This window comes from Paracoccus sp. BR5-17 (genome assembly GCF_055693925.1).
This window is the reverse complement of record NZ_JBVFUV010000003.1, coordinates 1,941,224-1,966,087: the sequence shown is the minus strand read 5'-3', so window position 1 is coordinate 1,966,087 and position 24,864 is coordinate 1,941,224. Positions and strand designations below refer to the sequence as shown.

The window sequence follows — 24,864 nt, the reverse complement described above, 5'->3', positions numbered from 1 at the left end:
TCTCCAGCCTATTCGGCGGCGGGCAGGATCCGGCGCGACCGCCCGGCATGGTCGCCGTAGCTTTCCTGCCACTGCGAGGGACCGTTCGAGAGGCTGACCTGCACCGCCGTCACCTTGTATTCCGGGCAGTTCGTCGCCCAGTCCGAGAAGTCGGTGGTGACGACGTTAGCCTGCGTCGCCGGGTGATGGAAGGTCGTAAAGACGACGCCTGCCGCCACCCGGTCCGTCAGGGTCGCCCGCAGCGTGGTTTCCCCCGCGCGCGACGCCAGACGCACCCAGTCGCCTTCGTTGATGCCGCGCTGCAAGGCGTCGTGGGGGTTGATCTCCAGCACGTCCTCGGGGTGCCAGACGACGTTCTGGGTCCTGCGGGTCTGGGCGCCCACGTTGTATTGCGACAGGATGCGCCCCGTCGTCAGCAGCAGCGGGAAACGCGGTCCGGTGCGTTCGTCGGTCGGCACGTATTCGGTCACCATGAAGTGCCCCTTGCCCGACACGAAGCCATTCACATGCATCAGCGGCGTGCCGTCCGGCGCGGCCTCGTTGCAGGGCCACTGGACGGATCCCTTCTCCTCCAGCAGGTCGTAACTGACGCCGGCAAAGCTGGGGGTCGTGGCGGCGATCTCCTCCATGATCTGGCGGGGGTGGGTATAACGCCATTCCGCGCCCAGCGCGTTCGCCAGAAGCTGCGTGACCTGCCAATCCTCATGACCGTTGCGCGGCGCCATCACCTTGCGCACGCGGTTGATGCGGCGTTCGGCGTTGGTGAAGGTGCCGTCCTTTTCCAGGAAGGTCGAACCCGGCAGGAAGACATGGGCATAGTTGGCCGTCTCGTTCAGGAACAGGTCGTGGACGATCACGCAGTCCATCGCCGCCAGCCCGGCAGCGACATGATGGGTGTCGGGGTCCGACTGCAGGATGTCCTCTCCCTGGCAGTAAAGGCCCTTGAAGGTGCCCTCGACGGCCGCATCCAGCATGTTCGGGATGCGCAGGCCGGGCTCGGGGTCGATGGTGCAGCCCCAGGCCTGCTCGAAGATCGCGCGGACATCGGGCAGCTTGACGTGGCGATATCCGGGCAGTTCGTGCGGGAACGACCCCATGTCGCAGGCGCCCTGGACGTTGTTCTGCCCCCGCAGCGGGTTCACGCCCACGCCGGGGCGGCCGATGTTGCCGGTCAGCATCGCCAGGTTGGCGATGGCCATGACGGTCGTCGAGCCTTGCGAATGCTCCGTCACCCCCAGGCCATAGTAGATCGCGCCATTGCCGCCGGTCGCGTAAAGCCGCGCCGCCGCGCGCAGATCGGCGGCGGGAACGCCGGTCAGCGGTCCTATGGCCTCGGGCGCGTGGCGGGGATCGGCGACGAAATCGGCGTAGAACTGGAACTCGTCCCAGTCGCAGCGGCTGCGGATGAAATCCTGGTCGAACAGCCCCTCGGTCACGATCACATGCGCCATCGCGGTGACGACGGCGACGTTGGTGCCGGGCTTCAGCGGCAGGTGATACGCCGCCTGGATGTGGGGAGAGCGCACGATGTCGGTGCGGCGCGGATCGACAACGATCAGCCTGGCCCCCTGGCGCAGCCGCCGCTTCAGACGGCTGGCAAAGACCGGGTGGCCGTCGGTCGGGTTGGCGCCGATGACCATGACCACATCGGCCTGTTCGACGCTGTCGAAATCCTGCGTCCCCGCGGATGTGCCATAGGTCTTGCCAAGGCCGTAGCCGGTGGGGGAATGACAGACGCGGGCGCAGGTGTCGGTGTTGTTGTTGCCGAAGACCGCGCGGGCCAGCTTCTGCACCAGATAGGTTTCCTCGTTGGTGCAGCGGCTCGAGGTGATGACGCCGACCGACTTGCGGCCGTATTTCGCCTGGATGCCCTTCAGCCTGGTCGCAGCGAAGGCCAGCGCCTCGGCCCAGCCGACCTCGCGCCAGGGCTGGTCGATGGTCTCGCGGATCATCGGGCGCAGGATGCGGTCCCTGTGCTGGGCATAGCCATAGGCGAAGCGGCCCTTGACGCAGCTATGGCCGCGGTTGGCCTTGCCGTGCTTGTAGGGGACCATGCGCACCAGCTGATCGCCGTTCAGTTCCGCCTTGAAGGAACAGCCCACCCCGCAATAGGCGCAGGTGGTGATGACCGACCGCTGGGGCGTGCCCAGTTCGATCACCGATTTTTCCTGCAACGTCGCCGTCGGGCAGGCCTGGACGCAGGCCCCGCAGGATACGCAGTCCGAGGTCAGGAAGTCGTCGCCCGCGGCCCCCGCCTTCACGCGGCTGTCGAAGCCGCGCCCCTCGATGGTCAGGGCGAAGGTGCCCTGCACCTCCTCGCAGGCGCGCACGCAGCGCGAACAGACGATGCACTTGGCCGGGTCATAGGTGAAATAGGGGTTGCTGTCGTCCTTGGGCGTGTATCGCGCGTTCACGCCTGCGCCCTCGCGCGGCGCGAAGTGGTTGAGCAACGTCGCCCCCTCGGGCGCCTTGTAGCGCACGTCGCGCAGGCCCACCGCCCCGGCCATGTCCTGCAATTCGCAATCGCCGTTGGCCGCGCAGGTCAGGCAGTCCAGCGGGTGATCGCTGATGTAAAGCTCCATCACCCCCTTGCGCATCCGGCGCAGCTTGTCGGACTGGGTGCGGACCACCATGCCTTCCGCGACGGGCGTCGTGCAGGAGGCCGGCGTGCCGCGGCGGCCTTCGATCTCCACCACGCAAAGCCGGCAGGATCCGAACGCCTCGAGGTTGTCGCTGGCGCACAGCTTGGGAACCATGATCCCGGCCTCGGCGGCGGCGCGCATGACCGAGGTGCCTTCGGGCACGGTCACGGCGATGCCGTCCACGCTGATCGTGACCGGCAGGCCGACCTTGGCGGGCGTGCCCATGTCGCGGTCGTCGCCCGGCGGAAAGGGGGGATGATGAAGTCTCTCATTCGGCTGCCTCCTGCAAGGTGGCGAAATCGTCGGGAAAACGGGTCAGGGCGGACATGACCGGGAAGGGCGTGAACCCCCCAGCGCGCAGAGCGATCCGTCCCGCATGGTTTCGCAAAGCTCGGTCAGCAACGGGATCGCTTCTGCGTCGCCCTGGGCGATGCGGTCGATGGTTTCCACGCCGCGCACCGCGCCGATGCGGCACGGCGTGCATTTGCCGCAGGATTCGATGGCGCAGAACTCCATCGCGAAGCGGGCCATGCGCAGCATGTTCACGCTGTCGTCGAACACCACCAGTCCGGCATGGCCGATCAGCCCGCCCTGCTGGTCGAACTCCTCGTAGCCGATGGGGGTCTGGAACTGGTCGATGTGCATGTAGGCTCCCAGCGGGCCGCCGACCTGCACCGCCTTGACCGGCCGGCCGCTGGCGGTGCCGCCGCCGATGTCGTTCACGACCTGATCCAGCGTCAGGCCGAAGGCCGTTTCGAACAGCCCGCCGCGCCTGACGTTGCCGGCGATCTGCAAGGTCACCGTGCCGCGCGACCGGCCAAGGCCGAAGCCGGCGTAATGGGCGGCGCCCTTTTCGAAGATCACCGGGATGGTGGCCAGGGAAATGACGTTGTTCACCACCGTCGGCTGCCCCAGGAACCCCTGGATCGCGGGCAGCGGCGGCTTGGCGCGCACCGTGCCGCGCCTGCCTTCCAGGCTGTTCAGCAGCGCCGTCTCCTCGCCGCAGACATAGGCGCCCGCGCCGGTGCGAACCTCGATGTCGAAGGCGCGGCCCGATCCCAGCAGGTCCGGCCCCAGCAGGCCGTGCCGGCGGGCGACGGTCGCGGCCTGCGTCAGGATGCGGATGGCGTCGGGGTATTCCGACCGCAAATAGACATAGCCGCGCGTGGCCCCCACGCCCAGACCCGCGATCACCATGCCTTCGATCAGCGAAAACGGGTCGCCCTCGATGATCATGCGGTCGGCGAAGGTGCCGCTGTCGCCCTCGTCGGCGTTGCAGACGACGTATTTCTGCGCGGCCTCGGCCTCGGCCACGGTCTGCCACTTGATGCCGGTCGGAAAGCCTGCCCCGCCGCGCCCGCGCAGGCCGCTGCCGATGACTTCCTGCACGATCTGCGGGCCGGTCATGGTCAGCGCCCGGCGCAGCCCCGCAAGACCGCCATGCGCCTGATAGTCGTCCAGATCCAGCGGGTCGGTCAGTCCGCAGCGGGCGAAGGTCAGCCGCGTCTGGCGGGCCAGCCAGTCCAGATCCTCGACCCGTCCCAGGCTCTCCAGCCGGCCGTCCAGCAGGGCCGGCACCTGATCGGCCGTGACGTTGCCGTAACCGATCCGGCCCTCGGGCGTGGCGATCTCGACCAGAGGCTCCAGCCAGATCATCCCGCGCGTGCCGTTGCGGACGATCTGCACGTCCAGCCCGCGCAGGGACGCCTCTTGCGCCACCGCCGCGGCCACCTCGTCGGCGCCCACCGCCTTCGCCGCGCTGTCCAGGGGGACGAAGATCCTCATGCGCCCAGCCCCGCAAGGATGCGGTCCATGCGCGCGTCGTCAAGGCGGCCCAGCACCCGCCCGTCGATCATGGCGGCGGGTGCACAGGCGCACAGCCCCAGGCAATAGACCGGCTCTACCGTCACCGCGCCGTCCGGGGTCGTGCCGTGCCAGCCGATGCCCAGCCGATGCAGGGTGGATTCCGCCAAGGCGCCGGCGCCCATGGCCTGACAGGCCTCGGCCCGGCAGATCTTCAGGACATGGCGGCCGGCCGGATGATCGCGGAAATCGTGATAGAAGCTGATGACCCCATGCACCTCTGCCCGGCCCAGGTTCAGCACATCCGCCAGCACCGGAACGGCCGCCCGCGGAACGAAGCCCCAAGCGTCCTGCAGGGCGTGCAGCATCGGCAGTAGCGGCCCCTCGAGCGAGGTGAGCGGAGCGACGATTGCCCGGATCTCCTCCTCGGACGGATCGGGTGCAGGGGGTGCATGGACGGGCCTCTCAACGATCGTTCGCTGCCATCAAAGCAGCGGGACGATGCGGAAATCAATATCGTTGTTCCGTCAGTCGATAGAATCTATCTATCAATCGCCATCCGCCGCGCCTCGGCCAGCAGCGCCTCGAGAACCGGCGTATGGGGCTCGCGCCAGGGGGCCACAAGGCCGACGGCGTGGCTGGCCCCGGCGCCGTCCAGCGGGATCATCCGCAGGGGCTTGCCCTGGGTCAGGAAGGCGGCGATGTCCTTGGGCAGGATGGTGATCCAGCCGCCTTCCAGGACATGCGCGACCAAGACCACCGTGGAACTCGATCTCGACCGGGGCCTGAGGGGTCACGCCGGCCTCGATCAGGTTGCGGTTGATGATCCGGCGGTTCTGCATGTCGCCGGTCAGCAGGCACATCCGCTGCCCGGCAAGATCGGCCCAGCCGATCCGGTCCTGCCGGGCCAGCGGCGAATCCCCGGCGCAGACCAGCATGTAGCGTTCGTCGTAGAGGCGCACGGTGCTGACCCGCCCCAAGGGTTCATTGTCCAGATAGGATATGCCCGCATCCACCGTCAGATCGTCGATCATCTGCAGGATCTCGACCGAAGTGCGCGAGAGGATCGTCATGCCGACATTGGGATGCGCGGCGCCGAACCGGGCGCTGATCCGCGCCGCCCAGGTCAGCGCCGTCGGGATCACGGCGATGCGCAACTGGCCCGCAAGCCCATGGCGGGTGGCGCGCATCTCCTCTTTCAGCTGGCGGGTGTCGCCGACGATGCGGCGCGCCCAGACCAGGGCAGATTGCCCCTCGGGCGTCAGGCCGCCATAGCGCGAGCCGCGGAAGATCAGCAGCACGCCAAGCTGTTCTTCAAGCTGCCTGATGCCCGCCGACAGGGTCGGCTGGGTGATCCCCAGGCTTTGGGCGGCCCGGCCGAAATGGCGTTCCTTGGCGACGGCCAGGAACATCTCCAGCTTGTCGATCACTCGGCAGGCACGGCCTGCGCCTCCTCCGTTCGGTCCTTGCGGGTCAGCAGGCGCCGCATCAGCACATAGAACAGCGGCGCGAACAGGATGCCCATGACGGTCGAGGCGATGGTCCCGCCGATCACCGTCGCGCCGATGGCGTTGCGGCCGTTGGCCCCCGCGCCGGTGGACAGCAGCAGCGGCAGCACGCCCAGCGTGAAGGCGATCGAGGTCATCACGATCGGCCGGAACCGCTGCCGCGCGGCCTCGACCACCGCCTTGTAAAGCGGGACGCCGGATTCCGACTGTTCGCGCGCGAATTCGACGATCAGGATCGCGTTCTTGCCGGTCAGGCCGATCACGGTCAGCAGGCCCACCTGGAAGAACACGCCGTTGTCGAAGCCGCCCAGATAGGCCCCGATCAGGGCGCCCAGCACGCCGATGGGCATGACCAGGATCACCGCCAGCGGGATCGACCAGCTTTCGTAAAGCGCGGCCAGGCACAGGAACACCGCCGCCAGCGACAGCGCGTAGAGCAGCGTCGTCTGGTCGCCCGATTCCTGTTCCTCCAGCGAAAGGCCGGTCCAGGCCACCGCAAAGCCCGGCATCTGCGCCACCAGCCGTTCGACCTCGGCCATCGCTTCGCCCGAACTGACGCCGGGCGCCGGGCTGCCCTGGATTTGCATCGCCGGGATGCCGTTATAGCGGTTCAGGCCCTGCGGCCCGAAGGTCCACTCTCCGGTCGAGAAGTTCGAGAAAGGCACCAGCCCGCCCATCGCGTTGCGGACCCGCCACTTGTCGAAATCGGCGGGCGTCGCGCGCGAGTCGGGCTCGCCCTGGACATAGACCCGCTTGATGCGGCCGCGATCCACGAAATCGTTCACGTAGCGGCCGGTCCAGGCGGTCTGCAGCAGGTTGGCCACGTCGGTCGCGGTGACGCCCATCGCCCCGGCCTTGCGCCAGTCGATCCCCAGCCGGAACTGGGCCGCGTCCTCCAGCCCCGAGGGGCGGGCCTGGGCGATCAGCGGGCTTTGCGCGGCCATGCCCAGGAACTGGTTGCGCGCCGCCAGCAGCTCCTCGTGCGATTGTCCGCCGCGTGCCTGCAGATAGAAGTCGAAGCCCGAGACGTTGCCCAGCTCGATCACCGCGGGCGGCACGATGGGAAACACCATCGCGTCCTGGATCTGGCTCAGCGCGCCGAAGGCCCGGCCGGCGACGGCCTGAACCGACTGCGAGGGATCGGGCCGCTCCTTCCAGTCCTTCATCCGCACGAAGGCGATGCCGACGTTCTGGCCCTGCCCGGCGAAGCTGAAGCCCACCACGCCGAACATCGAATCGACGGATTCCTTTTCCTGCGTCAGGAAATAGTCCTGCACCTGGTCCACCACGGCGGCGGTGCGTTCGGCGGTGGCCCCGGTCGGGGCCTGGATCAGGACGAACATGATGCCCTGATCCTCGTCGGGCAGAAATCCCTCGGGGGTGCGCAGGAACAGCAGGACCATCGCGGCGGCGATTCCCGCATAGATCAAGAGCATCCTCAGCGGCCGGCGCACGATCCAGCCCACGGCGCCGGTATAGCCGGCGGTGGTGCGGTCGAAGTTCCGGTTGAACCAGCCGAACAGCCCGCGCTTGCTGTGATGATCCTTGGACCGCAGCAGCGTCGCGCACAGCGCCGGCGTCAGCGTCAGCGCCACCAGAACCGACAGCGCCATGGCCGAGACGATGGTGACGGCGAACTGCTGATAGATCACCCCGGTCGATCCGGGGAAGAAGGCCATCGGCACGAACACCGCCGACAGCACAAGGGCGATGCCGATCAGCGCGCCGGTGATCTGGCTCATCGACTTGCGCGTGGCCTCGCGCGGCTCGAGGCCCTCCTCCTCCATGATCCGCTCGACGTTTTCCACCACCACGATGGCGTCATCGACCAGCAGGCCGATGGCCAGCACCATGGCCAGCATGGTCAGCGTGTTGATGGTGAAGCCGAAGGCCGCCATGATCCCGAAGGTTCCCAGCAGCACGATCGGCACCGCCAGCGTGGGGATCAGCGTCGCCCGCCAGTTCTGCAGGAAGACATACATGACGATGAAGACCAGCACGATCGCCTCGATCAGGGTCTTCACCACCTCCTCGATCGAGATCTCGACGAAGGGGGTGGTGTCGAAGGGGATCACGTAGTCCACGCCCTCGGGGAAAAACTGGGCGAATTCCTCCATCCGCGCCTTGACGCGTTCGGCGGTGTCAAGCGCGTTCGCCCCCGGCGCCAGCGACAGCGCCATGCCCGACGACGGGCGGCCGTTGTAGTTGGCCTGCGTCGAATAGCTTTCCGCCCCGATCTCGACCCGCGCGACATCGCGCAGCAGGACAAGGCCGCCGTTTTCCTGCGCCCGCAGGACGATCTGGCGGAAATCCTCGGGGGTGGACAGCAGCGACTGCGCGGTGACCGTGGCGTTCAGCTGCTGGCCCTCCACGGTGGGCAGGTCGCCGAAGGCCCCGGCGGAAATCTGCGTGTTCTGCGCCGACACCGCCGCCACCACGTCCGAGGGCGCGATCTCGTAGGCCGCCAGCTTGTTGGGGTCCAGCCAGATGCGCATGGCGTAGGGCGCCCCGAAGACCTGCACGCTGCCCACGCCCTCGACCCGGGACAGATCGTCCACCAGGTTCGAGAACATGTAGTCGGACAGGTCGGCCTGGTCGTAGTTCTCGTTGCCGATCAGGCCGATGACCATCAGGAAGCCAGCGGTGGATTTCTCGACCACGACGCCCTGGCGCTGCACGGGCTCGGGCAGAAGCGGCGTGGCCTGCGACAGCTTGTTCTGGACCTGCACCTGGGCGATGTCCACGTCCGTCCCGGTCTCGAAGGTCAGGGTGGTCGAGGAGGTGCCCGCCGAGGTCGAGCCGGACGAGATGTAGCGCAGCCCGTCCAGGCCGGTCATCTGCTGTTCGATCACCTGCGTCACGGTGTTCGAGATCGTCTCGGCCGAGGCGCCGGGATAGGTGGCGCGGATCGTCACCGAGGGCGGCGCGATCTGCGGATACTGCGCCACAGGCAGCGTCAGGATCGACAGGATGCCGATGCCCATGATGATGATCGAGATCACCCAGGCGAAAACCGGACGGTCGATGAAGAAACGGGCCATGATCTGTCGCGCCTTCGCTGTGGTGGCGTCAGTTGGTGGACGCCGCGCCGGCGGGCGGGGCGGCCTGTTCGGCCAAGGCGGTCGCCTCGGCTTCGTTGCCGCGTTCCTGCGGGGTCACGGTCGCGCCGGGGGCGATGCGCTGAAGGCCCGACACGATCAGGCGGTCGCCGCTGGTCAGGCCGCTGGTGACGACCCACTGGTTGCCCCGGTCCTGCGCGATTTCCAGGGCGCGCTCCTCGACGATGTTCTGGTCGTTGACCACCATCGCGACGGGACGCCCGCGGCGGTCGCGGCTGACGCCTTCCTGCGGGGCCAGGATGGCGTCCTTCAGCTGGGCCTGCGGGATTTCGGCCTGCACATACATCCCCGGCAGCAGAAGCCCGTCGGGATTGGCGAACTCCATCCGCAGGGTGATGACGCCGGTCGTCTCGTCGACATAGGGTTCGGCTGCGGTCATCGAGCCGGTGTGTTCATAGACGCTTCCATCGGCAAGGCGCAGTGAAACGGTGCGGTCGGCGCCCGCCGGAAGGGCGGCCTCGGGGCCCATGCGCTGCCAGCGGACGATCTCGGCCGCGGACTGCGTCACGTCCACGCGCACCGGGTGGATGCGGCGGATCACCGCCAGCGGGTTGGCCTGCCCGGCGGTGACCAGGGCCCCCGGGCTGGCCTGGGCCAGGCCGATCACGCCGTCGATGGGCGCGGTGATGGTGGTGCGGTCCAGGTCGATCTGGGCGGCAAGCACCTGCGCCTCGGCCGCCTTGACGGCAGCCTCGGCCGCGTCGCGGGCGGCAATGGCGCTGTCCTGGGTCTGTTCGCTGGCCACGCGGCGGTCGCGCAACTGCACGACCCGCTCGGCCTCGCGGCGGGCGGCGTCGGCCTGCGCCTGGGCCTGGGCCAGCGACGCCTCGGCCTGCGCCTCGGCCGCCTGATAGCTGCGCGGATCGATGCGGTACAACGGATCGCCCTTGGCGACGACGCTGCCTTCCTCGAACAGGCGCTCGACGATCAGGCCGCCGACCTGCGGGCGCAACTCCGCCTCGGCCGAGGCGACGACACGGCCCGGAAGGGTCGCCGTCAGCGTCACGTCCTGCGCCTGCAGCGTGACGACGGTGACGCTGGGCGGCGGCATCTCGCCGCCCGGAGCCTGGGCCGCGACCCCGGACGGGACGATTGCGGCAAGCACGCCGGCAAGAACAAGAAATCGTGTCAGCGTGGCCATGCTGTCCGCCCGTGTGAAGGTTTGATCGAAGCCGGCGTCTGCCCGCGCGCGCAAGGCAGCCAATCGCCGCCGCGCACATTATCGTCAAGCCTGATGAAGAACAACCTGTCCATTGCATCCTTTCGCCTACGCATCATCACGTTCTTGCGCGGTTCCCCGCGGCCGGGCAATCTGGCCCCGACAAACCAAGCGGAGTGAGGTCGATGCCCGCCCATCTGATCGCAGACGTGACCGTGACGGATGATTCCTGGGTGCCCGAATACGCGGCCCGCGTCCACGAGATCGCCGCCCGTCATGGCGGCCGCTATCTGTCCCGGTCCGGCAACGTGGACACGCTGGAAGGCAAGCCGCTGGGCGGCACGCTGGTCGCGCTGATCGAGTTTCCCTCGAAGGACGCCGCCCGGGCCTTTGCCAGCGACCCCGACTATGCGCCCTTCGCGCAGGCCCGCAAGGCCGGAAGCATCAGCAACTTCCACCTGATCGACGACAGCGACCTGGCGGGCGGGATTCCCTATCTGCCGAAAGGTTGATCGGTCCGATTGCACGGCCCGCGCAAAGCTGCAAGGAAGCGGCGTGGCCGTTGGGGCCGTTGCGGAGCATGGCAATGCAATTCTCGTATGGATCCTCGGTCGTCCGGGTCAACATGCCCGACCGCGCATCGCTTCTGGCCGAGATCGCCCGGCGCCTGCGCAGCCGCCAGGGCTTCGCGCTGGCGACGATCAACCTGGATCATCTGGTCAAGCTGCGTCAGGACCCGGCCTTCCGCCAGGCCTATGCCCGGCAGGATCTGGTGGTGGCGGACGGCAATCCCATCGTCTGGCTGTCCAGGCTTGCGCGGCGGCCGGTGGATCTGGTGACGGGGTCGGATCTGGTGATCCCGCTGGCGCAACTGGCCGCCGATGAGGATGTGGGCCTGGCCCTGGTCGGCACCACCGATGCCGCGCTGAAGGCCGCCGCCGCGGACATCACGCGCCGCGTGCCGGGGTGCCGGATCGACGCGCTGATCTCGCCGCCGATGGGGTTCGACCCCGACAGCGACATGGCGCGCGACCTGTTGCTGCGGGTGCGCGACAGCGGGGCCGGGCTGTGCTTTCTGGCGCTTGGTGCCCCCCGGCAGGAACGGCTTGCGGCCCGGGGCCGATCGCTGGTCCCCGAGATCGGCTTTGCCTCGGTCGGGGCGGGACTGGATTTTCTGGCGGGCAACCAGGCCCGCGCGCCGCAATGGGTCAGGCGGATCGCCATGGAATGGGCGTGGCGGATGGCCTCGGCCCCGCGGCGCCTTGTGCCGCGCTATGCCCGATGCGCCGCGATCCTGCCGTCCGAGGCGGCGGCCGCCTGGAAACAACGCCGCTGATCAGCAGCCAGTGCGGCCCAGAACCACGGAGACCGTGCGCAGCAGGATGGCCAGGTCGCCCGCGAAGGTCAGGCCGCGTTCGTAGCGGTCGTCATACGAGGCGCGGGCAGCGAAGGTGGTCTTGTTGCGGCCCGCCGTCTGCCAGAAGCCGGTGATGCCCGGACGCAGGTTGTAATATCCCTGCCCCGGATACAGCGATTGCTGATCGGGCATCATCGGACGGGGACCGACCAGGCTCATGTCGCCGGTCACGACGTTCCACAACTGCGGCAATTCGTCCATCGAGGTGGCGCGCAGCATCCGGCCAAAGCGGGTGACGCGCGGATCGTCGCGCAGCTTCTGCGTCTCGTCCCACTCGCGGCGGGCCTGGGGATTGCCAGCAAGATAGGCTTCCAGGCACTGATCCGCCCCATCCACCATGCTGCGCAGCTTCCACATGCGGAACGTCCGGCCGTTCCGCCCGACCCGCTGCTGGCAATAGAACGGGTTCTTGCCGTCCAGCATGACAACCAGGGCCAGAAGCACGACCAGCGGCAGAACTACCGGGGAACCCAGAAGGACCACCAGCAGGTCCAGCGGGCGCTTGAGAAGGCTGCGATACAGCCAGGGCCGCGCACCCTTGGCCAAGGGCGAGGGGGCAACATGGGCCAAGGCAACCGTCCGGGACTTAACCTGCATCACCACCTACAACAACATCTTGAATCAAATGCCCCGGACAAGCCAAGGGGCCGGATCGATAACCAGGTCACGTTAACACTTCGGCAACCGGATGGGTATGCGTAAAGTTTGAATTAAAATGTCTTTTGACCTGCCATTTCGGATAGGCGCGGGATCGTTCAGCTTTCGGGCCATGCCGTGACGCCCGTTCGGGAAGGGGATCTTCCCGGCGATCCACCCTGCCCGCCGGCGGATCGGCCCCGGGCGCGCAGTCCGGTTGAATTGCGGCGCTTTCCGCCTATGCTGCGCTGCGACATGCCTGGCCCGCACCGGGAAGAGGAAGAAAGACAATGACCGACGAAACCCGCCGCCGCGCCCAGGACATCCGCAGCGAAATCGACAAGGTGACGTCCACGGTCCTGCCGCAGCCGCAGCCCGAGCCGCCGTCGGTCCGCACCGCCGACCCCGAGCTTCAGGCCGAGATCCGGCGCCGCATGGACGAGATCGACCTGAACGATTCGGGCTCGATCGTCCGCTTCGGCACGCGGGCCCAGGCGGGCCTGCAGGAGATCAGCCAGAAGATGCTGGCCGATGTCAAAAGCAAGGATGTCGGCCCCGCGGGCGAAAGCCTGCGCAGCATCGTGACGACGATCCGCGGGTTCTCGACATCGGAACTGGACATGCGGCGCGGGCGCAGCTGGTGGGAAAAGCTGCTGGGCCGCTCGGCCCCGTTCGCCCGGTTCGTGGCCAGCTACGAAGAGGTGCAGACGCAGATCGATCGCATCACCGTCGAGCTGGAGCGCCACGAGCAGGCCTTGCTGAAGGACATCAAGGCCTTGGATCTGCTTTATGACCACACGCTGAAGTTCTATGACGAACTTGCCCTGTACATCGCGGCGGGCGAGGAAAAGCTGCAGGAGCTTGACACCCGGGCCATCCCCGAAATGGAGGCGGCCGTCAGCGCCGCGCCCGAGGACGATCAGGTGATGAAGGCCCAGGCGCTGCGCGACCTGCGCGCCCTGCGCGACGATCTGGAACGGCGCGTCCATGACCTGAAGCTGACGCGGCAGGTGACGATGCAATCCCTGCCCTCGATCCGGCTGGTGCAGGAAAACGACAAGTCGCTGGTCACCAAGATCAACTCGACCCTGGTGAACACCGTGCCGCTGTGGGAAACGCAGCTTGCCCAGGCCGTGACCATCCAGCGCAGCGCCGAGGCCGCCCGTGCCGTCAAGGAAGCCAGCGACCTCACGAACGAGCTTCTGACCCGGAACGCCGACAACCTGCGCCAGGCGAACGTGCAGATCCGCACCCAGACCGAACGCGGCGTCTTCGACATCAATTCGATCAAGGCGGCCAACGCCCAGTTGATCGCGACGATCGAGGACAGCCTGCGGATCGCCGACGAGGGCCGCGCCCGGCGCGCCGCCGCCGAAAGCGACCTGACCCGGATGGAGGCCGATCTGCGCGACACGCTGGCCCGTGCGACCGCGCGGCGGCAGGGAACGCCGGTCGGGCAATGATGCAGACGATGCGCAGCGGCTTCTGGCGGACCCTGCCTCTTCTGGGCGTTCTGGCGCTTGCCGCCTGCCAGGCGCGCGACCCGGCTCCGCAGCCCGCGCCTGCCGGCCCCCGGCCCGGCGCCGAGGATACCGCCCCCAGCCAAGCCGAGCTGCGCAGGGCCCGGGCCGAGCGCAACCGCGCCGCCAATGCCGCCGCGGCCGAGGCGCTGACGAAGGCCAGTCTGGCCAGCAACGCGCAGCGCGAGTTCTATTCCCGCGCGGAAAGGACCTTGCGCGACCAGGGCCGCCTGCGCCGCGACCGGATCCCGATGGATGCACCCATCGACGCCGAGACGCTGACGCGCAACTTCGTCGCCATCGCGCTGCGCGACGAATACGGCTCGGGCGGGATGCAGGCCACTGCGGGCGGCGTGCCCGCGCCGCTGCGGCGGTGGCGGGATCCGGTGCGGCTGCAACTCGAGTTCGGCGCCACGACGGACGTGGCTGCGCGCCGGGCCTACCGGGTCGAGGTGAGCCAGTTCGCGCAGCGACTGTCGCAGGCCACGGGGCACCCTGTATCGCTGGCCGACGGCAGCGGAAACTTCGTCGTCATGGTGCTGTCCGACGACGAACGCCGCGCCATCGGCCCCAGGCTCGCGCAACTGGTCCCCGGCATCCCCGCCCAGGACATCGCCGTGATGCAGGACCTCGATCCCGACAACTTCTGCACGGTCTTCGCCTATTCGCGCGGCGCCGAGCCGGTCTATTCCAACGCCGTTGCCCTGATCCGGGCCGAACTTCCGCCCCTGTTGCAGACCTCGTGCATCCACGAGGAACTGGCCCAGGGGATGGGCCTGGCAAACGACAGCCCGACCGCACGGCCATCGGTCTTCAACGACGACGAGGAGTTCGCCCTGCTGACCCGGCACGACGAACTGCTGCTGCAGATCCTCTATGACCCGCGGCTGAGCCCCGGCATGTCCGCGGCCGAGGCCGAGCCGATCGTCCGCCAGATCGCCGGCGAATTGCTGGGCCAGGGAAAGGGAATCTGACCGGCGCTGACCCTTGCCGGTCGCGGCCCGGATGGCGCGTGCCAGGCGATCGCGGGTCTGGTCGCGGTAACGCCTGTCCTGTATCTGCTGCGAACGGACGGCCACGGTACCCTGCGACGGGGCAGCGTGGGCCAAGACTTGTGGGGAGGGTAGGATGATCCTGTGCGCCGGCGAATCGCTGATCGACATGGTGCCCGAAGGGGGGACGTTCCGCCCCCTGGCCGGCGGGTCGGTGTACAACACTGCCATTGCCCTGGGCCGGCTTGGCGAGCCGGTGGCCTATCTTTGGCCGATCAGCCGCGATGCCTTCGGCGATACCCTGCTGGGGCCGCTGTCCGAGGCCGGCGTGAACACCGACCTTTGCCCCCGCACCGACCGGCTGACGACGCTGGCCTTGGTGACCCTGTCGGGCGGCGAGGCGCGCTATTCCTTTTATGACGAAGGCTCGGCCGGGCGGATGCTGAGGCCCGAGGACATTCCCACCCTGCCCGGCCGCATCCAGGCGCTGTTCGCCGGCGGCATCAGCCTGGTTCCCGATCCCTGCGGCGCGGCCATCGAGGCGCTGATCGCCCGCGACGGCGAGCGCCTGCCGGTCATGCTGGATCCGAACATCCGGCCGTTCTTCGTCCAGGATGCCGATGCCTATCGCGCGCGCCTGGCGCGGCTGATCGCACGCGCGGACATCGTCAAGCTGTCCGGCGACGATCTGGAATGGCTTTATCCCGGGTCCACGCCCGACGACGCGGCGCGTCAGGTCTTGGGGCAAGGGCCAAGGATGGTGCTGCAAACCGGCGGGGCCGCAGGCGCCCGGGCGTACTGGGCGGGCGGCCCCGTCACCGTGCCCGCGATCCGCACTACCGTGGCCGACACGATCGGGGCGGGCGACACCTTCAACGCCGGGGTGCTGGCCAGCCTGCGCCGTCAGGGGGTGCTGACGAAGGCGGGGCTGGCCAAGCTCACCTCCGGGCAGATCGCCCAGGCCCTAGCCCTGGGGGCGCAGGCGGCGGCGATCACCGTCTCTCGTCCGGGCGCCAATCCCCCCTGGGCGCACGAGATGCCGGCCTGATCGCCCTTTCCCAAGCCGGCCGGCGGCGCTAGAACACCGCCATGGACATTCTGGACAAGATCAAGGCCTACAAGCTGAACGAGATCGCGGCCGCCAAGGCCGCGCGTCCCCTTGCCGACCTCGAGGCTGCCGCACGCGCCGCGCCCGGCCCGCGCGGCTTCGCGCGGGCGCTGGCGGCCAAGGCCGCGGACGGCCCCGCGCTTATCGCCGAAATCAAGAAGGCCAGCCCCTCGAAGGGCCTGATCCGGGCGGATTTCGACCCGCCCTCCCTGGCCAGGGCCTATCAGGAGGGCGGGGCCGCCTGTCTTTCGGTCCTCACGGACGGGCCCAGCTTCCAGGGCGCACCCGAGTTTCTGGCTGCCGCCCGCGCGGCCTGCGACCTGCCGGCCCTGCGCAAGGATTTCCTTTACGACCCCTACCAGGTCATCGAGGCCCGTGCCTGGGGTGCCGACTGCATCCTGATCATCATGGCGGCGGTTGACGACACCCTTGCGGCCGAACTCGAGGACGCGGCGCATCACTGGAACATGGACGCGCTGATCGAGGTTCACGACGGCAGGGAACTTGACCGGGCGCTGCGCCTGAAATCGTCGCTGATCGGCATAAACAATCGCAATCTCAGGACGTTCGAGCTTGATCTTGGCGTGACGCGCGAACTGGCGCCGCGTATTCCTGCCGGGCGGGACATCGTCTGCGAAAGCGGGCTGTTCACCGCAGCGGATCTGGCCGCGATGATGAGGGTCGGCGCACGCCGCTTCCTGATCGGAGAAAGCCTGATGCGCCAGCCCGATGTCACCGCCGCCACCCGCCGGATCCTGGAGCCCGCCGCATGAGCCTGACGCATTTCGACAACAGCGGACAGGCGCACATGGTGGACGTATCCGACAAGCCTGCGACAACGCGCGAGGCCGTGGCCGAAGGCTGCGTCACCATGTCCGCCGAGACCTTGGCCCTGGCCCAGGGCAGCAACGCAAAGGGCGACGTCATGGGGGTTGCCCGGCTGGCCGGGATCATGGCCGCGAAGCGCACGGCCGACCTGATCCCCTTGTGCCATCCCCTGCCCCTCAGCAAGGTCGCGCTGGATCTGACCGCCGATCCGTCGCTGCCCGGCATCCGGGTCACGGCGACGGTGCGCACCACCGGGCAGACAGGGGTCGAGATGGAAGCCCTGACCGCCGCCTCGGTCGCGTGCCTTACCATCTACGACATGCTGAAGGCCGCCCAGAAGTCGATGACCATAACCCGGATCAGATTAAGGCGAAAAAGCGGCGGCAAATCCGGAGTCTACGAGGCAGATCTGTGATCTCGGTCGAAGAAGCCCTGGCACGGGTTCTGGCGCTCGCGACCCCAGCGAAGGGCGAGCAGGTGGCCTTGGACCAGGCCTGGGACCGGGTCCTGCTGCAGCCGGCGGTTTCGCGGATGACCCAGCCTCCCTTCGATGCCTCGGCCATGGACGGTTACGCGGTCCGTTCGGCTGACGCGGGCCAAAACCTCATGGTGATCGGCGAGTCGGCCGCAGGCCATCCCTTCAACGGCACGGCCATCCCCGGAACAGCCGTGCGGATCTTCACGGGTGCGCCTGTTCCCCCGGGCTATGACCGCGTCGTGATGCAGGAAAACGTCACGCGCGACGGCGATCGCATCACCATCGACCTCCAATCAGCAGGCGACAACATCCGGCGCGCGGGGGACGATTTCCGCGAGGGCAGCACGATCCCACCCGGGCGCAGGCTGCGGGCGGCTGACATCGCCCTGCTGGCGGCGATGAACCTGCCCTTCGTGACCGTGGCCCAGCGGCCCAAGGTCGCGATCCTGGCAGGGGGCGACGAACTCGTGCCGCCGGGAACCGACCCGGGACCGGGCCAGATCATCAGTTCGAACGATCTGGCCATCGCCGGCCTGGTGCGGCAGGCGGGGGGCCAGCCGATGATCCTGCCGATCGCTCGCGACACCGAGGACAGCCTTCGTGCCGGTTTCGCCGCAGCCCGTCAGGCCGATCTGCTGGTCACGATCGGCGGCGCATCCGTTGGGGATCACGACCTGATCGGCAGGGTGGCCGGCGATCTGGGTCTCGAAAGGGCCTTCTACAAGGTCGCGATGCGTCCGGGCAAGCCGCTTATGGCCGGAAATCTGTCTGGCGTCGCCATGCTGGGCCTTCCTGGGAATCCGGTTTCTGCAATGGTTTGCGCGATCTTGTTCATGCAACCTATCATCACGGCGATGCTGGGGGTGTTCCAGAAGTTAAGGTTCTCAAGGGGCGTCTGGCCGCCGATCTTCCCGCTGAAGGGCCCCGGCAGCATTACCTGCGCGCCACCTTGACCGAAGGACCGGATGTGCCGGTCATCCAGCCCTTTTCGAACCAGGATTCTGCCCGCCTGTCGCTGATGGCCCAAGCCGACGCGCTTCTTGTCAGAGCAGCCCACGACCCCGCCCGCCTGGCCGGAGAAATCGTCCCGTTCATCCCGCTCCGCGGGTGAGGGATTAACTAAATATTCAGGTCCTTATGGTCTGTTGCATTGACGCGATCCAGCTTGTGCTATAGAACATACACGGAACAATGCGATGTCGGGGATGAACCAGATGCTGACCAAGAAGCAGATCCAGCTGCTGGATTTCATCCAGAGGCGGATGGCGCGCGATGGCGTCCCGCCCTCTTTCGATGAAATGAAGGAAGCGCTCGATCTGCGCTCGAAGTCCGGGATCCATCGTCTTGTCACGGCGCTGGAGGAACGGGGCTTCATCCGACGCCTTCCCCATCGCGCCCGCGCACTGGAGATCGTGCGCCTTCCCGACGCCCTGCAAGGTCCTGCGCCCGCGACCGAGGCTGATGGAAAGCCGGCGGGTTTCTCGCCCCGGGTCATTGCCAATGCGAAACCGGCCCGACCGCGCGGCGCCATCTCGATCGTGGACAGCCCGGCGGTGCAACTGCCGTTGATGGGGCGGATCGCCGCCGGTGTGCCGATCGAGGCGATTTCCGAGGTGTCGCACCACGTGGCGGTGCCGGGCACCATGCTGTCGGGGCGGGAACATCATTACGCGCTCGAGGTGCAGGGCGATTCGATGATCGAGGCCGGGATCAATGACGGCGACGTTGTGGTGATCCGCGAACAGGACACCGCCGAGAATGGCGACATCATCGTGGCCTTGGTGGACGGAAGCGAAGCGACGTTGAAACGCTATCGCCGCCGGGGCGGGATGATCGCGCTGGAGGCCGCCAACGCCGCCTACGAGCCGCGGATCCTGCCCGAGGATCGCGTGCGCATTCAAGGGCGGCTGGTCGGCCTGATCCGCAGCTATTGAACCCGCGAGAGGGTCAGGGGGCGTCGAAGAACCCGTCGCCTGCCCGCGCCAGCAGTTCTTCGGCCAGGTCTGCGCCCATCATCGGGCCGTCTGTCAGCACCCCTTCGCGGTGCCCGCTGATCGAGGCCGACCCGTCCGGCCGAAGGATCTCTCCCCGCAGAAGCAATGTTCCCTCGCGGACTTCGGCCAGCCCGGCGATGGGCGTCTGACAGGAACCGTCAAGCCTGGCCAGGAAGGCGCGTTCGGCGGCGACGCGGTGCCCCGTCGGGTCGTGATGAATCGGCGCCAGAAGCCTTGCTGCCGCCTCGTCCTGGTGCCGCCGTTCGATGCCGATGGCGCCCTGCGCCACGGCGGGCAGCATCTCGGCCGGATCGATCGGCCCGCGGGCGACATGCAGCATGTCCAGCCGCGAAAGACCTGCCATCGCCAGGAAGGTGGCCGCAGCAACCCCTTCTTCCAGCTTCTTCAGTCGGGTCTGGACGTTCCCCCGAAACTCGACCAGACGCAGGTCGGGCCGGCGTTGGGCCAGTTGCGCCCGCCGGCGAAGGCTGGAGGTTCCGACCACCGATCCCGCCGGAAGATCGCCGATGGCCGCGAAGGACGGGCTGACGAAGGCGTCGCGCACATCCTCTCGGGGCAGCAGGCAGTCGATCACCAGACCTTCGGGCTGGATCGTCGGCATGTCCTTCATGGAATGCACGGCGATATCGACTCGGCCCGCAATCAGGGCATCCTCGATCTCCTTGGTGAACAGCCCCTTGCCACCGATCTCCTTCAGGGGGCGGTCCACGATCCGGTCGCCGGTGGTCTTGATGACGACGATCTCGAAGGCATCGGCCGGCAGATCGTGGGCGGCAGCCAGACGGTCGCGGGTTTCGTGGGCCTGGGCAAGCGCCAGCATCGAGCCGCGCGTTCCGATCTTCAGGGGCCGGGTGGGATCGGGCATCTGCATCATGCCCCCTCGCATAGCGGCAGGCGGGCAGCTTGACAACGCCCCCCGCGTCGCCTTGAAGGTCCCGCAGGAGGCGTCATGACAAAACTTCTTCTGCGTGCCCTTGCCGGTGAACGCCTGCCCGTTCCGCCGATCTGGATGATGCGGCAGGCGGGCCGCTATCTGCCCGAATACCGCGCCACGCGCGCGCAGGCGGGCGATTTCCTGTCGCTGTGCTACACGCCCGAGCTTGCCGCCGAGGTGACGCTGCAGCCGATCCGGCGATACGGCTTCGACGCCGCTATCCTGTTTGCCGACATCTTGCTGGTCCCGCAGGCACTTGGCGCCGATCTGTGGTTCGTCACCGGCGAGGGGCCGCGCCTGTCGACCCTGACGACGGCCGACGACCTGGCGCGCCTCAGGCCGGCAGAGGCCATCCACGACCGTCTTTCGCCCGTCTATCAGACCCTGCGCATCCTGTCGCGCGAACTGCCGCGGGACACCGCGCTGATCGGCTTTGCCGGCGCGCCCTGGACGGTGGCGACCTACATGGTGGCGGGACGCGGCACCCGCGATCAGGGGCCCGCGCACCGGCTGAAGGATCAGGACCGGGCGACCTTCTCGGCGCTGATCGACCGCATTACGGACGCCACGATCCTCTATCTGTCCGCGCAGATCGAGGCGGGGGCCGAGGTGGTCAAGCTGTTCGACAGCTGGGCGGGCAGCCTGAAGGGCAGCGATTTCGACGACTTCGCCGTTGCTCCGGCCCGGCGGATCATCGCGGCGCTGAAGGAACGCCACCCCCGTATCCCTGTCATCGCCTTCCCCCGAGAGGCCGGCGAACGCTATGTCGGCTTTGCGCGCACGACGGGCGCCGACTGCGTGGCCTTGGACAATTCGGTCAGCGCGGAATGGGCGGCACGGCATGTCCAGCCGGACGGCTGTGTGCAGGGAAACCTGGATCCGCGCCATCTGGTCACTAGCGGCCCCGCCCTGGTGGCCGAGGCGCAGCGGATCACCCGCGCCCTGCGCGGCGGACCCCACATCTTCAACCTGGGTCACGGAATCACTCCGGATGCCGACCCCGCCCATGTCGCCGCGATGATCGAGGCCGTCCGCAGCGCATGATCTGGGTCGCGGCCACCCTGATCGCGGCCACCGCGCAAACCGCGCGCAACGCGGCACAGGCGGGGCTGACGCGGCAGGTCGGCACCATCGGCGCCACGGCGGTTCGGTTCGTGTTCGGCTTTCCCTTTGCCGCCGCGGCTCTGGGCCTCGCTGCGGTCTGGCTGCCCATTCCGCGGCCCGATGCGGCGGTGCTGGGCTGGACCCTGCTGGGCGCGGCGACCCAGACCGCGGCGACGGCCCTCATGCTGGTCACCATGCGCGGGCAGGGTTTCGGCATCGCCACCGCGCTGATGAAGACCGAACCCGTGACCCTGGCCCTGGTCGGCGCCGTCGTCCTGGCCGAGCCTCTGGGTCCGGCGCGGCTGGGGGCGATCGGGCTGGCGACGCTGGGTGTCGTTCTGGCCTCGGGGGCGCGGTGGGGCCAGGCGGCCTGGGGGGCGGTGGCGACGGGGGTGCTGTCGGGGGCGCTGTTCGGGCTGTCGTCCCTGGGATTTCGGGCGGCGCTGCTGGCCTTACCAGAGGGAAGCCATGCGCTTCGCGCGGTGACGATCCTGGCGATCAGCCTGGGCATCCAGGCCGTGCTGATGACCGGCTGGCTGCTGGCGCGGGACCGCCGCGCCCTGGCGGGGATCCTGTCGCAGTGGCGCACCTCCCTGGGGGCGGGCTTTCTGGGGGCTTTCGCGTCGCTTTTCTGGTTCGTGGGATTCGCGACCACATCCGCCGCCAATGTCCGCACCCTGGCCCTGGTCGAGGTGGTGATGGCGCAGCTTCTGTCCGGACGCCTGTTCCGCCAGAAGGCCGCGCCGTCCCAGCTGCTGGGGATTGGGCTGATCCTGGCGGGCGTGGGCTGGCTGCTGGCGGTGTCGGTGGGCTGACCCCCGCGGGCGTCAGACCCACTTCGCCAGCGGCGGCAGGCTCATCAGCACGGCGTCGGCGTTATGGCCGGTCTCCAGCCCGAACTTGGTGCCGCGGTCATAGACAAGGTTGTATTCCGCATAAAGCCCGCGATGGATCAGCTGCGTGTCGCGGTCGGCGTCGGTGAAGGGCGTCGCCATGCGCATTTCGGCCAGCGGCAGGAAGGCGGGCAGGAAGGCCTGACCCACCGCGCGGGTGAAGGCGAAGTCGGCCTGCCAGTCGCCGGTGTTCAGGTCGTCGAAGAAGATGCCGCCGACGCCGCGGGCCCGGCCGCGATGGGGGATGAAGAAATAGTCGTCCGCCCAAGCCTTGAAGCGGCCGTAATAGCCCGCGTCATGCGCGTCGCAGGCCGCGCGCAGGGTGGCGTGAAAATGTGCGGTGTCTTCGGCGTATTCGATGCAGGGATTCAGGTCGGCGCCGCCGCCGAACCACCAGGCGCCCGGCGTCCAGAACATCCGCGTGTTCATGTGCACAGCCGGGGCATGAGGGTTGCGCAAATGCGCGACAAGGCTGATGCCGCTGGCCCAGAAGCGCGGGTCGCGGTCGATGCCCGGCACGCCACGGGACGCCATCGCCGCCTGGGCACGGGGCGCAAGCGTGCCGTGGACCTCGGACCAGTTGACGCCGACCTTCTCGAAGACGCGGCCGCCGCGCATCACGGACATCAGCCCGCCGCCGCCATCTTGGGCGCGGGTGGTGGCGGTCACCTCGAACCGCCCCGCGGGATCGCTGCCCGGTCCGCGATCCTCCAGCCCCTCGAAGGCGGCAACGATCCGGTCGCGCAGGCTGCGGAACCATGCGGCGGCGCTGCTGCGTTCCTGTTCCATCGACGTGTCCTCAACTTCATTTGCCAGCCGGGCGGCGCGGCGCTAGCATCCACCACCGCTGTAATGAGACAGGCCATGACCCGCAACACCGCCTTCGCCGCAACCCTGGTCCTGCCCTTGCTGGTGGCGGCCTGCGGCACCCCCAGGAACGCTGCATCAGCAGCAACACCGGCGAATACCGCGCCGTCAGCCGCCTGCTGGCCGAGGTCGAGGGGAACTTGGCGCGCGGCTATGCCTGGGAAGAACGGCAGGTGGTGCGGGACCGGCTGACCCAGTGCCGCCGGATCTGGCGCGACAGGGACGGCCGGACGGTCGTGGACTACGAACCCTGCTGGCGGGACTACGTGGACACCGAACGATACCGGGTGCCGATCGACCCCGCGTCCGAACAGCGCAAGCGGGACAACCTGGCGGCGCGGCAGGCCCAGTTGGCCGACAGGGCGGCGGCGGTCGTGCAGGCCTGCCGGGCCGCCTATCCCGAACAGCAGGGCTAGGCCGTCTGCACCCCGACCTGCCGGGCTAGGCTGCGGCCGCCATCGACGGTCAGGATCTGGCCGGTGACGAAGCGCGCCGCGTCGCTGACCAGATACAGGACCGTATCCACCAGTTCGTCGGCAGGGGCGATCCGGCCCATCGGCGTCGCCGCGATGATGCGGTCGCGCAGGTCGGGCTTGTCGCGCAGCGAATCCTTGAGCTCGTGGGACATGACGCTGCCAAAGCGGATGCCGTTCACGCGGATCCGATGGGGCGCAAGCGCCAGGGCCATGCCCCGCGTGGCCTGTTCCTGCGCGGCATAGGCAATGGAATAGCCCAGCATCGACGGTACCGGATCAAGCGCCGCAAGGGTCGAGAGGTTGACGATGGCCCCTGCGGTGACGGCGTCGGGGTCGTCCTCGGCCTGCCGGATCATGCGCCTGGCGACGATCTGCGTCATCCTCAGCCCGGCGATCATGTTCTGGCGCAGAAGCTGTTCCAGAACCTCGAGGTCGGTGTCCAGCGGATCGGAGGCCTTGACCAGCCGATGCGCGTTCACCAGGATATCCACCCGATCGAAGGCATCCAGCGTCGCCGACAGCAGGTTGGCCATTGCCAGCTTTTCCGACATCCGTCCCGCGAAGCTGCGCACCGAAGGGTCGCGTTCGTCGTAATCCGTCATGGCCTTGGCAAGCGCGCCCTCGTCGGCATCGGCGAACATCACGTTCGCGCCAAGCTCAACGAAACGGCGGGCGACGGCCAGGCCGATTCCGCGTCCCGCGCCGGTGACGATGGCAGTCCTGCCCTGGATCGACAGGCCCATCAGCGCCGTCCCCTGCGCGCGGCGCCACGGCCTGCGCCGGTTGCCTCGATCACCTTGAAGCGGTTGTCGCCGCGCAGTTCGGTCACCTGCGCGAAATGCTGCGTCAGAACCTGCTCGTAGGGAAGGTGCCGGTTCGCGACCATCCACAGCCGTCCCGCCCCGGTCAGCAGCCGCGCGGCGGCCGCGATGAAATCGGCGCCGATGCGCGGGTCGGCGGCACGCTCCTGGTGAAAGGGGGGTTCATGATGACGCCGTTCACCGGATCGGGCAGCGTGAAATCACGGACATCGGCCCAATGAAAGACCGCCCGCGCGTCGGTGATGTTGTCGCGCGCCGATTCGAGCGCGGCGTGGCTGGCCTCGACCAGGTGGATCACCTCGATGCCGGGCCGGGTCAGGGCCTGGGCCGACAGCCAGCCCCAGCCCGCGCCCAGATCTGCGACCCGCGCCGGCATCCGGTCCGGCAGCGCCGCGGCCAGCATCGCCGATCCTGGATCGACGCCATCGGCGGAAAAGACGCCCGGACGGGTCACGAAGCCGGGCACCACTTCCCGCGCGGCGCTTGCCCAGTCGCCGGGCATCCAGTCGCCCGCGGGCACGATGACGCGGAAGATCTTGCCGTG

Annotated in this window: 19 protein-coding genes and 4 pseudogenes; 12 read left to right on the top strand and 11 right to left on the bottom strand. The window is 68.3% G+C overall.

From position 1 onward, the window contains the following. Positions 1 to 8: 8 nt before the first annotated feature. The 6 genes and pseudogenes from fdhF to ACZ1HC_RS11195 form a co-directional block, all read right to left on the bottom strand. Positions 9 to 2,867: a formate dehydrogenase subunit alpha gene (gene fdhF / locus ACZ1HC_RS11220; RefSeq protein ID WP_472700050.1), complete on the bottom strand. Its 2,859-nt coding sequence runs from the start codon at positions 2,865 to 2,867 to the stop codon at positions 9 to 11. Between the two features lie 43 nt (positions 2,868 to 2,910). After that, positions 2,911 to 4,427 (bottom strand): annotated as a pseudogene (locus tag ACZ1HC_RS11215) (formate dehydrogenase beta subunit). Beyond that, entirely contained in the window at positions 4,424 to 4,864 is a 441-nt protein-coding gene (locus tag ACZ1HC_RS11210; RefSeq protein ID WP_472700828.1) for a formate dehydrogenase subunit gamma, read from the bottom strand. The pseudogene ACZ1HC_RS11215 and the gene ACZ1HC_RS11210 overlap by 4 nt, the downstream one beginning before the upstream one ends. Positions 4,865 to 4,986: 122 nt before the next feature. Beyond that, a pseudogene (locus tag ACZ1HC_RS11205) lies at positions 4,987 to 5,875 on the bottom strand (LysR family transcriptional regulator). Beyond that, positions 5,872 to 8,994 carry an efflux RND transporter permease subunit gene (locus ACZ1HC_RS11200; RefSeq protein ID WP_472700049.1) on the bottom strand — a complete coding sequence of 1,041 codons (3,123 nt, stop codon included), beginning with the start codon at positions 8,992 to 8,994 and terminating at the stop codon, positions 5,872 to 5,874. The pseudogene ACZ1HC_RS11205 and the gene ACZ1HC_RS11200 overlap by 4 nt, the downstream one beginning before the upstream one ends. Before the next feature lie 28 nt (positions 8,995 to 9,022). Then, positions 9,023 to 10,213: an efflux RND transporter periplasmic adaptor subunit gene (locus ACZ1HC_RS11195; RefSeq protein ID WP_472700048.1), complete on the bottom strand. Its 1,191-nt coding sequence runs from the start codon at positions 10,211 to 10,213 to the stop codon at positions 9,023 to 9,025. 203 nt (positions 10,214 to 10,416) lie between these two features. On the opposite strand from ACZ1HC_RS11195, the gene ACZ1HC_RS11190 reads away from it, so the two are divergent. Both ACZ1HC_RS11190 and ACZ1HC_RS11185 read left to right on the top strand, forming a co-directional pair. Continuing rightward, positions 10,417 to 10,743 (top strand): DUF1330 domain-containing protein, encoded by a 327-nt coding sequence (locus ACZ1HC_RS11190; protein WP_472700047.1) that lies wholly within the window; start codon positions 10,417 to 10,419, stop codon positions 10,741 to 10,743. Positions 10,744 to 10,817: 74 nt separating this feature from the next. Then, positions 10,818 to 11,567 carry a WecB/TagA/CpsF family glycosyltransferase gene (locus ACZ1HC_RS11185; protein WP_472700046.1) on the top strand — a complete coding sequence of 250 codons (750 nt, stop codon included), beginning with the start codon at positions 10,818 to 10,820 and terminating at the stop codon, positions 11,565 to 11,567. On the opposite strand, the gene ACZ1HC_RS11180 is transcribed toward ACZ1HC_RS11185, so the two are convergent. Beyond that, positions 11,568 to 12,218: a sugar transferase gene (locus tag ACZ1HC_RS11180; RefSeq protein ID WP_472700045.1), complete on the bottom strand. Its 651-nt coding sequence runs from the start codon at positions 12,216 to 12,218 to the stop codon at positions 11,568 to 11,570. A 356-nt stretch (positions 12,219 to 12,574) separates the two neighbouring features. Here ACZ1HC_RS11180 and ACZ1HC_RS11175 point away from each other — a divergent pair, with 356 nt between their 5' ends. The 7 genes and pseudogenes from ACZ1HC_RS11175 to lexA all read left to right on the top strand — a co-directional run bounded on the left by ACZ1HC_RS11175 (position 12,575) and on the right by lexA (position 19,144). Further along, positions 12,575 to 13,747: a toxic anion resistance protein gene (locus ACZ1HC_RS11175; RefSeq protein WP_472700044.1), complete on the top strand. Its 1,173-nt coding sequence runs from the start codon at positions 12,575 to 12,577 to the stop codon at positions 13,745 to 13,747. An 8-nt stretch (positions 13,748 to 13,755) separates the two neighbouring features. Then, positions 13,756 to 14,778, top strand: a complete 1,023-nt coding sequence (locus ACZ1HC_RS11170; protein ID WP_472700042.1) for a DUF2927 domain-containing protein — start codon at positions 13,756 to 13,758, stop codon at positions 14,776 to 14,778. Positions 14,779 to 14,932: 154 nt separating this feature from the next. Beyond that, positions 14,933 to 15,844: a carbohydrate kinase family protein gene (locus ACZ1HC_RS11165; protein WP_472700041.1), complete on the top strand. Its 912-nt coding sequence runs from the start codon at positions 14,933 to 14,935 to the stop codon at positions 15,842 to 15,844. Between the two features lie 41 nt (positions 15,845 to 15,885). Then, positions 15,886 to 16,677 carry an indole-3-glycerol phosphate synthase TrpC gene (gene trpC, locus ACZ1HC_RS11160; protein ID WP_472700040.1) on the top strand — a complete coding sequence of 264 codons (792 nt, stop codon included), beginning with the start codon at positions 15,886 to 15,888 and terminating at the stop codon, positions 16,675 to 16,677. Then, positions 16,674 to 17,147: a cyclic pyranopterin monophosphate synthase MoaC gene (moaC, locus tag ACZ1HC_RS11155; RefSeq protein ID WP_472700039.1), complete on the top strand. Its 474-nt coding sequence runs from the start codon at positions 16,674 to 16,676 to the stop codon at positions 17,145 to 17,147. Before trpC ends, moaC begins: the two co-directional genes overlap by 4 nt. Beyond that, positions 17,144 to 18,321 (top strand): annotated as a pseudogene (locus tag ACZ1HC_RS11150) (molybdopterin molybdotransferase MoeA). Before moaC ends, ACZ1HC_RS11150 begins: the two are co-directional and overlap by 4 nt. Before the next feature lie 103 nt (positions 18,322 to 18,424). Then, on the top strand, positions 18,425 to 19,144 hold the full coding sequence (gene lexA / locus ACZ1HC_RS11145) for a transcriptional repressor LexA (protein WP_472700827.1): 720 nt from the start codon (positions 18,425 to 18,427) through the stop codon (positions 19,142 to 19,144). 13 nt (positions 19,145 to 19,157) lie between these two features. On the opposite strand, the gene hemC is transcribed toward lexA, so the two are convergent. Then, positions 19,158 to 20,099, bottom strand: coding sequence for a hydroxymethylbilane synthase (hemC, locus tag ACZ1HC_RS11140; RefSeq protein WP_472700038.1), 942 nt, complete (start codon positions 20,097 to 20,099; stop codon positions 19,158 to 19,160). A 75-nt stretch (positions 20,100 to 20,174) separates the two neighbouring features. Between hemC and hemE the strand changes: the two genes are divergently transcribed. Continuing rightward, positions 20,175 to 21,203: a uroporphyrinogen decarboxylase gene (gene hemE, locus ACZ1HC_RS11135; protein WP_472700037.1), complete on the top strand. Its 1,029-nt coding sequence runs from the start codon at positions 20,175 to 20,177 to the stop codon at positions 21,201 to 21,203. Beyond that, the gene (locus ACZ1HC_RS11130; protein WP_472700036.1) at positions 21,200 to 22,078 is read left to right on the top strand and encodes an EamA family transporter; all 879 of its coding nucleotides are present in this window, start codon (positions 21,200 to 21,202) and stop codon (positions 22,076 to 22,078) included. The genes hemE and ACZ1HC_RS11130 overlap by 4 nt, the downstream gene beginning before the upstream one ends. 12 nt (positions 22,079 to 22,090) lie before the next feature. Here ACZ1HC_RS11130 and hemF read toward each other — a convergent pair whose 3' ends face one another. After that, on the bottom strand, positions 22,091 to 22,945 hold the full coding sequence (gene hemF / locus ACZ1HC_RS11125; protein WP_472700035.1) for an oxygen-dependent coproporphyrinogen oxidase: 855 nt from the start codon (positions 22,943 to 22,945) through the stop codon (positions 22,091 to 22,093). 218 nt (positions 22,946 to 23,163) lie between these two features. On the opposite strand from hemF, the gene ACZ1HC_RS11120 reads away from it, so the two are divergent. After that, complete coding sequence (locus tag ACZ1HC_RS11120) at positions 23,164 to 23,439, top strand: hypothetical protein (protein WP_472700034.1); 276 nt, start codon at positions 23,164 to 23,166, stop codon at positions 23,437 to 23,439. On the opposite strand, the gene ACZ1HC_RS11115 is transcribed toward ACZ1HC_RS11120, so the two are convergent. Beyond that, a complete protein-coding gene (locus ACZ1HC_RS11115) occupies positions 23,436 to 24,242 on the bottom strand; it encodes an SDR family NAD(P)-dependent oxidoreductase (protein ID WP_472700033.1) in 807 nt (268 codons plus the stop codon). The two genes, ACZ1HC_RS11120 and ACZ1HC_RS11115, sit on opposite strands and share 4 nt — an antisense overlap. Next, positions 24,242 to 24,723, bottom strand: a pseudogene (locus ACZ1HC_RS11110) (class I SAM-dependent methyltransferase). Before ACZ1HC_RS11110 ends, ACZ1HC_RS11115 begins: the two are co-directional and overlap by 1 nt. Positions 24,724 to 24,864: the final 141 nt, after the last annotated feature.

What these genes read in the sequence shown, in the direction of transcription:
- hemF (WP_472700035.1), bottom strand. Translation starts at nt 22,945, where the DNA reads ATGGAACAGGAACGCAGCAGCGCCGCCGCATGGTTCCGCAGCCTGCGC.
- lexA (WP_472700827.1), top strand. Translation starts at nt 18,425, where the DNA reads ATGCTGACCAAGAAGCAGATCCAGCTGCTGGATTTCATCCAGAGGCGG.
- ACZ1HC_RS11115 (WP_472700033.1), bottom strand. Translation starts at nt 24,242, where the DNA reads ATGGGCCTGTCGATCCAGGGCAGGACTGCCATCGTCACCGGCGCGGGA.
- trpC (WP_472700040.1), top strand. Translation starts at nt 15,886, where the DNA reads ATGGACATTCTGGACAAGATCAAGGCCTACAAGCTGAACGAGATCGCG.
- ACZ1HC_RS11130 (WP_472700036.1), top strand. Translation starts at nt 21,200, where the DNA reads ATGATCTGGGTCGCGGCCACCCTGATCGCGGCCACCGCGCAAACCGCG.
- ACZ1HC_RS11175 (WP_472700044.1), top strand. Translation starts at nt 12,575, where the DNA reads ATGACCGACGAAACCCGCCGCCGCGCCCAGGACATCCGCAGCGAAATC.
- moaC (WP_472700039.1), top strand. Translation starts at nt 16,674, where the DNA reads ATGAGCCTGACGCATTTCGACAACAGCGGACAGGCGCACATGGTGGAC.
- ACZ1HC_RS11165 (WP_472700041.1), top strand. Translation starts at nt 14,933, where the DNA reads ATGATCCTGTGCGCCGGCGAATCGCTGATCGACATGGTGCCCGAAGGG.
- ACZ1HC_RS11200 (WP_472700049.1), bottom strand. Translation starts at nt 8,994, where the DNA reads ATGGCCCGTTTCTTCATCGACCGTCCGGTTTTCGCCTGGGTGATCTCG.
- hemC (WP_472700038.1), bottom strand. Translation starts at nt 20,099, where the DNA reads ATGATGCAGATGCCCGATCCCACCCGGCCCCTGAAGATCGGAACGCGC.
- fdhF (WP_472700050.1), bottom strand. Translation starts at nt 2,867, where the DNA reads ATGGGCACGCCCGCCAAGGTCGGCCTGCCGGTCACGATCAGCGTGGAC.
- ACZ1HC_RS11170 (WP_472700042.1), top strand. Translation starts at nt 13,756, where the DNA reads ATGCGCAGCGGCTTCTGGCGGACCCTGCCTCTTCTGGGCGTTCTGGCG.
- ACZ1HC_RS11185 (WP_472700046.1), top strand. Translation starts at nt 10,818, where the DNA reads ATGCAATTCTCGTATGGATCCTCGGTCGTCCGGGTCAACATGCCCGAC.
- ACZ1HC_RS11190 (WP_472700047.1), top strand. Translation starts at nt 10,417, where the DNA reads ATGCCCGCCCATCTGATCGCAGACGTGACCGTGACGGATGATTCCTGG.
- hemE (WP_472700037.1), top strand. Translation starts at nt 20,175, where the DNA reads ATGACAAAACTTCTTCTGCGTGCCCTTGCCGGTGAACGCCTGCCCGTT.
- ACZ1HC_RS11195 (WP_472700048.1), bottom strand. Translation starts at nt 10,213, where the DNA reads ATGGCCACGCTGACACGATTTCTTGTTCTTGCCGGCGTGCTTGCCGCA.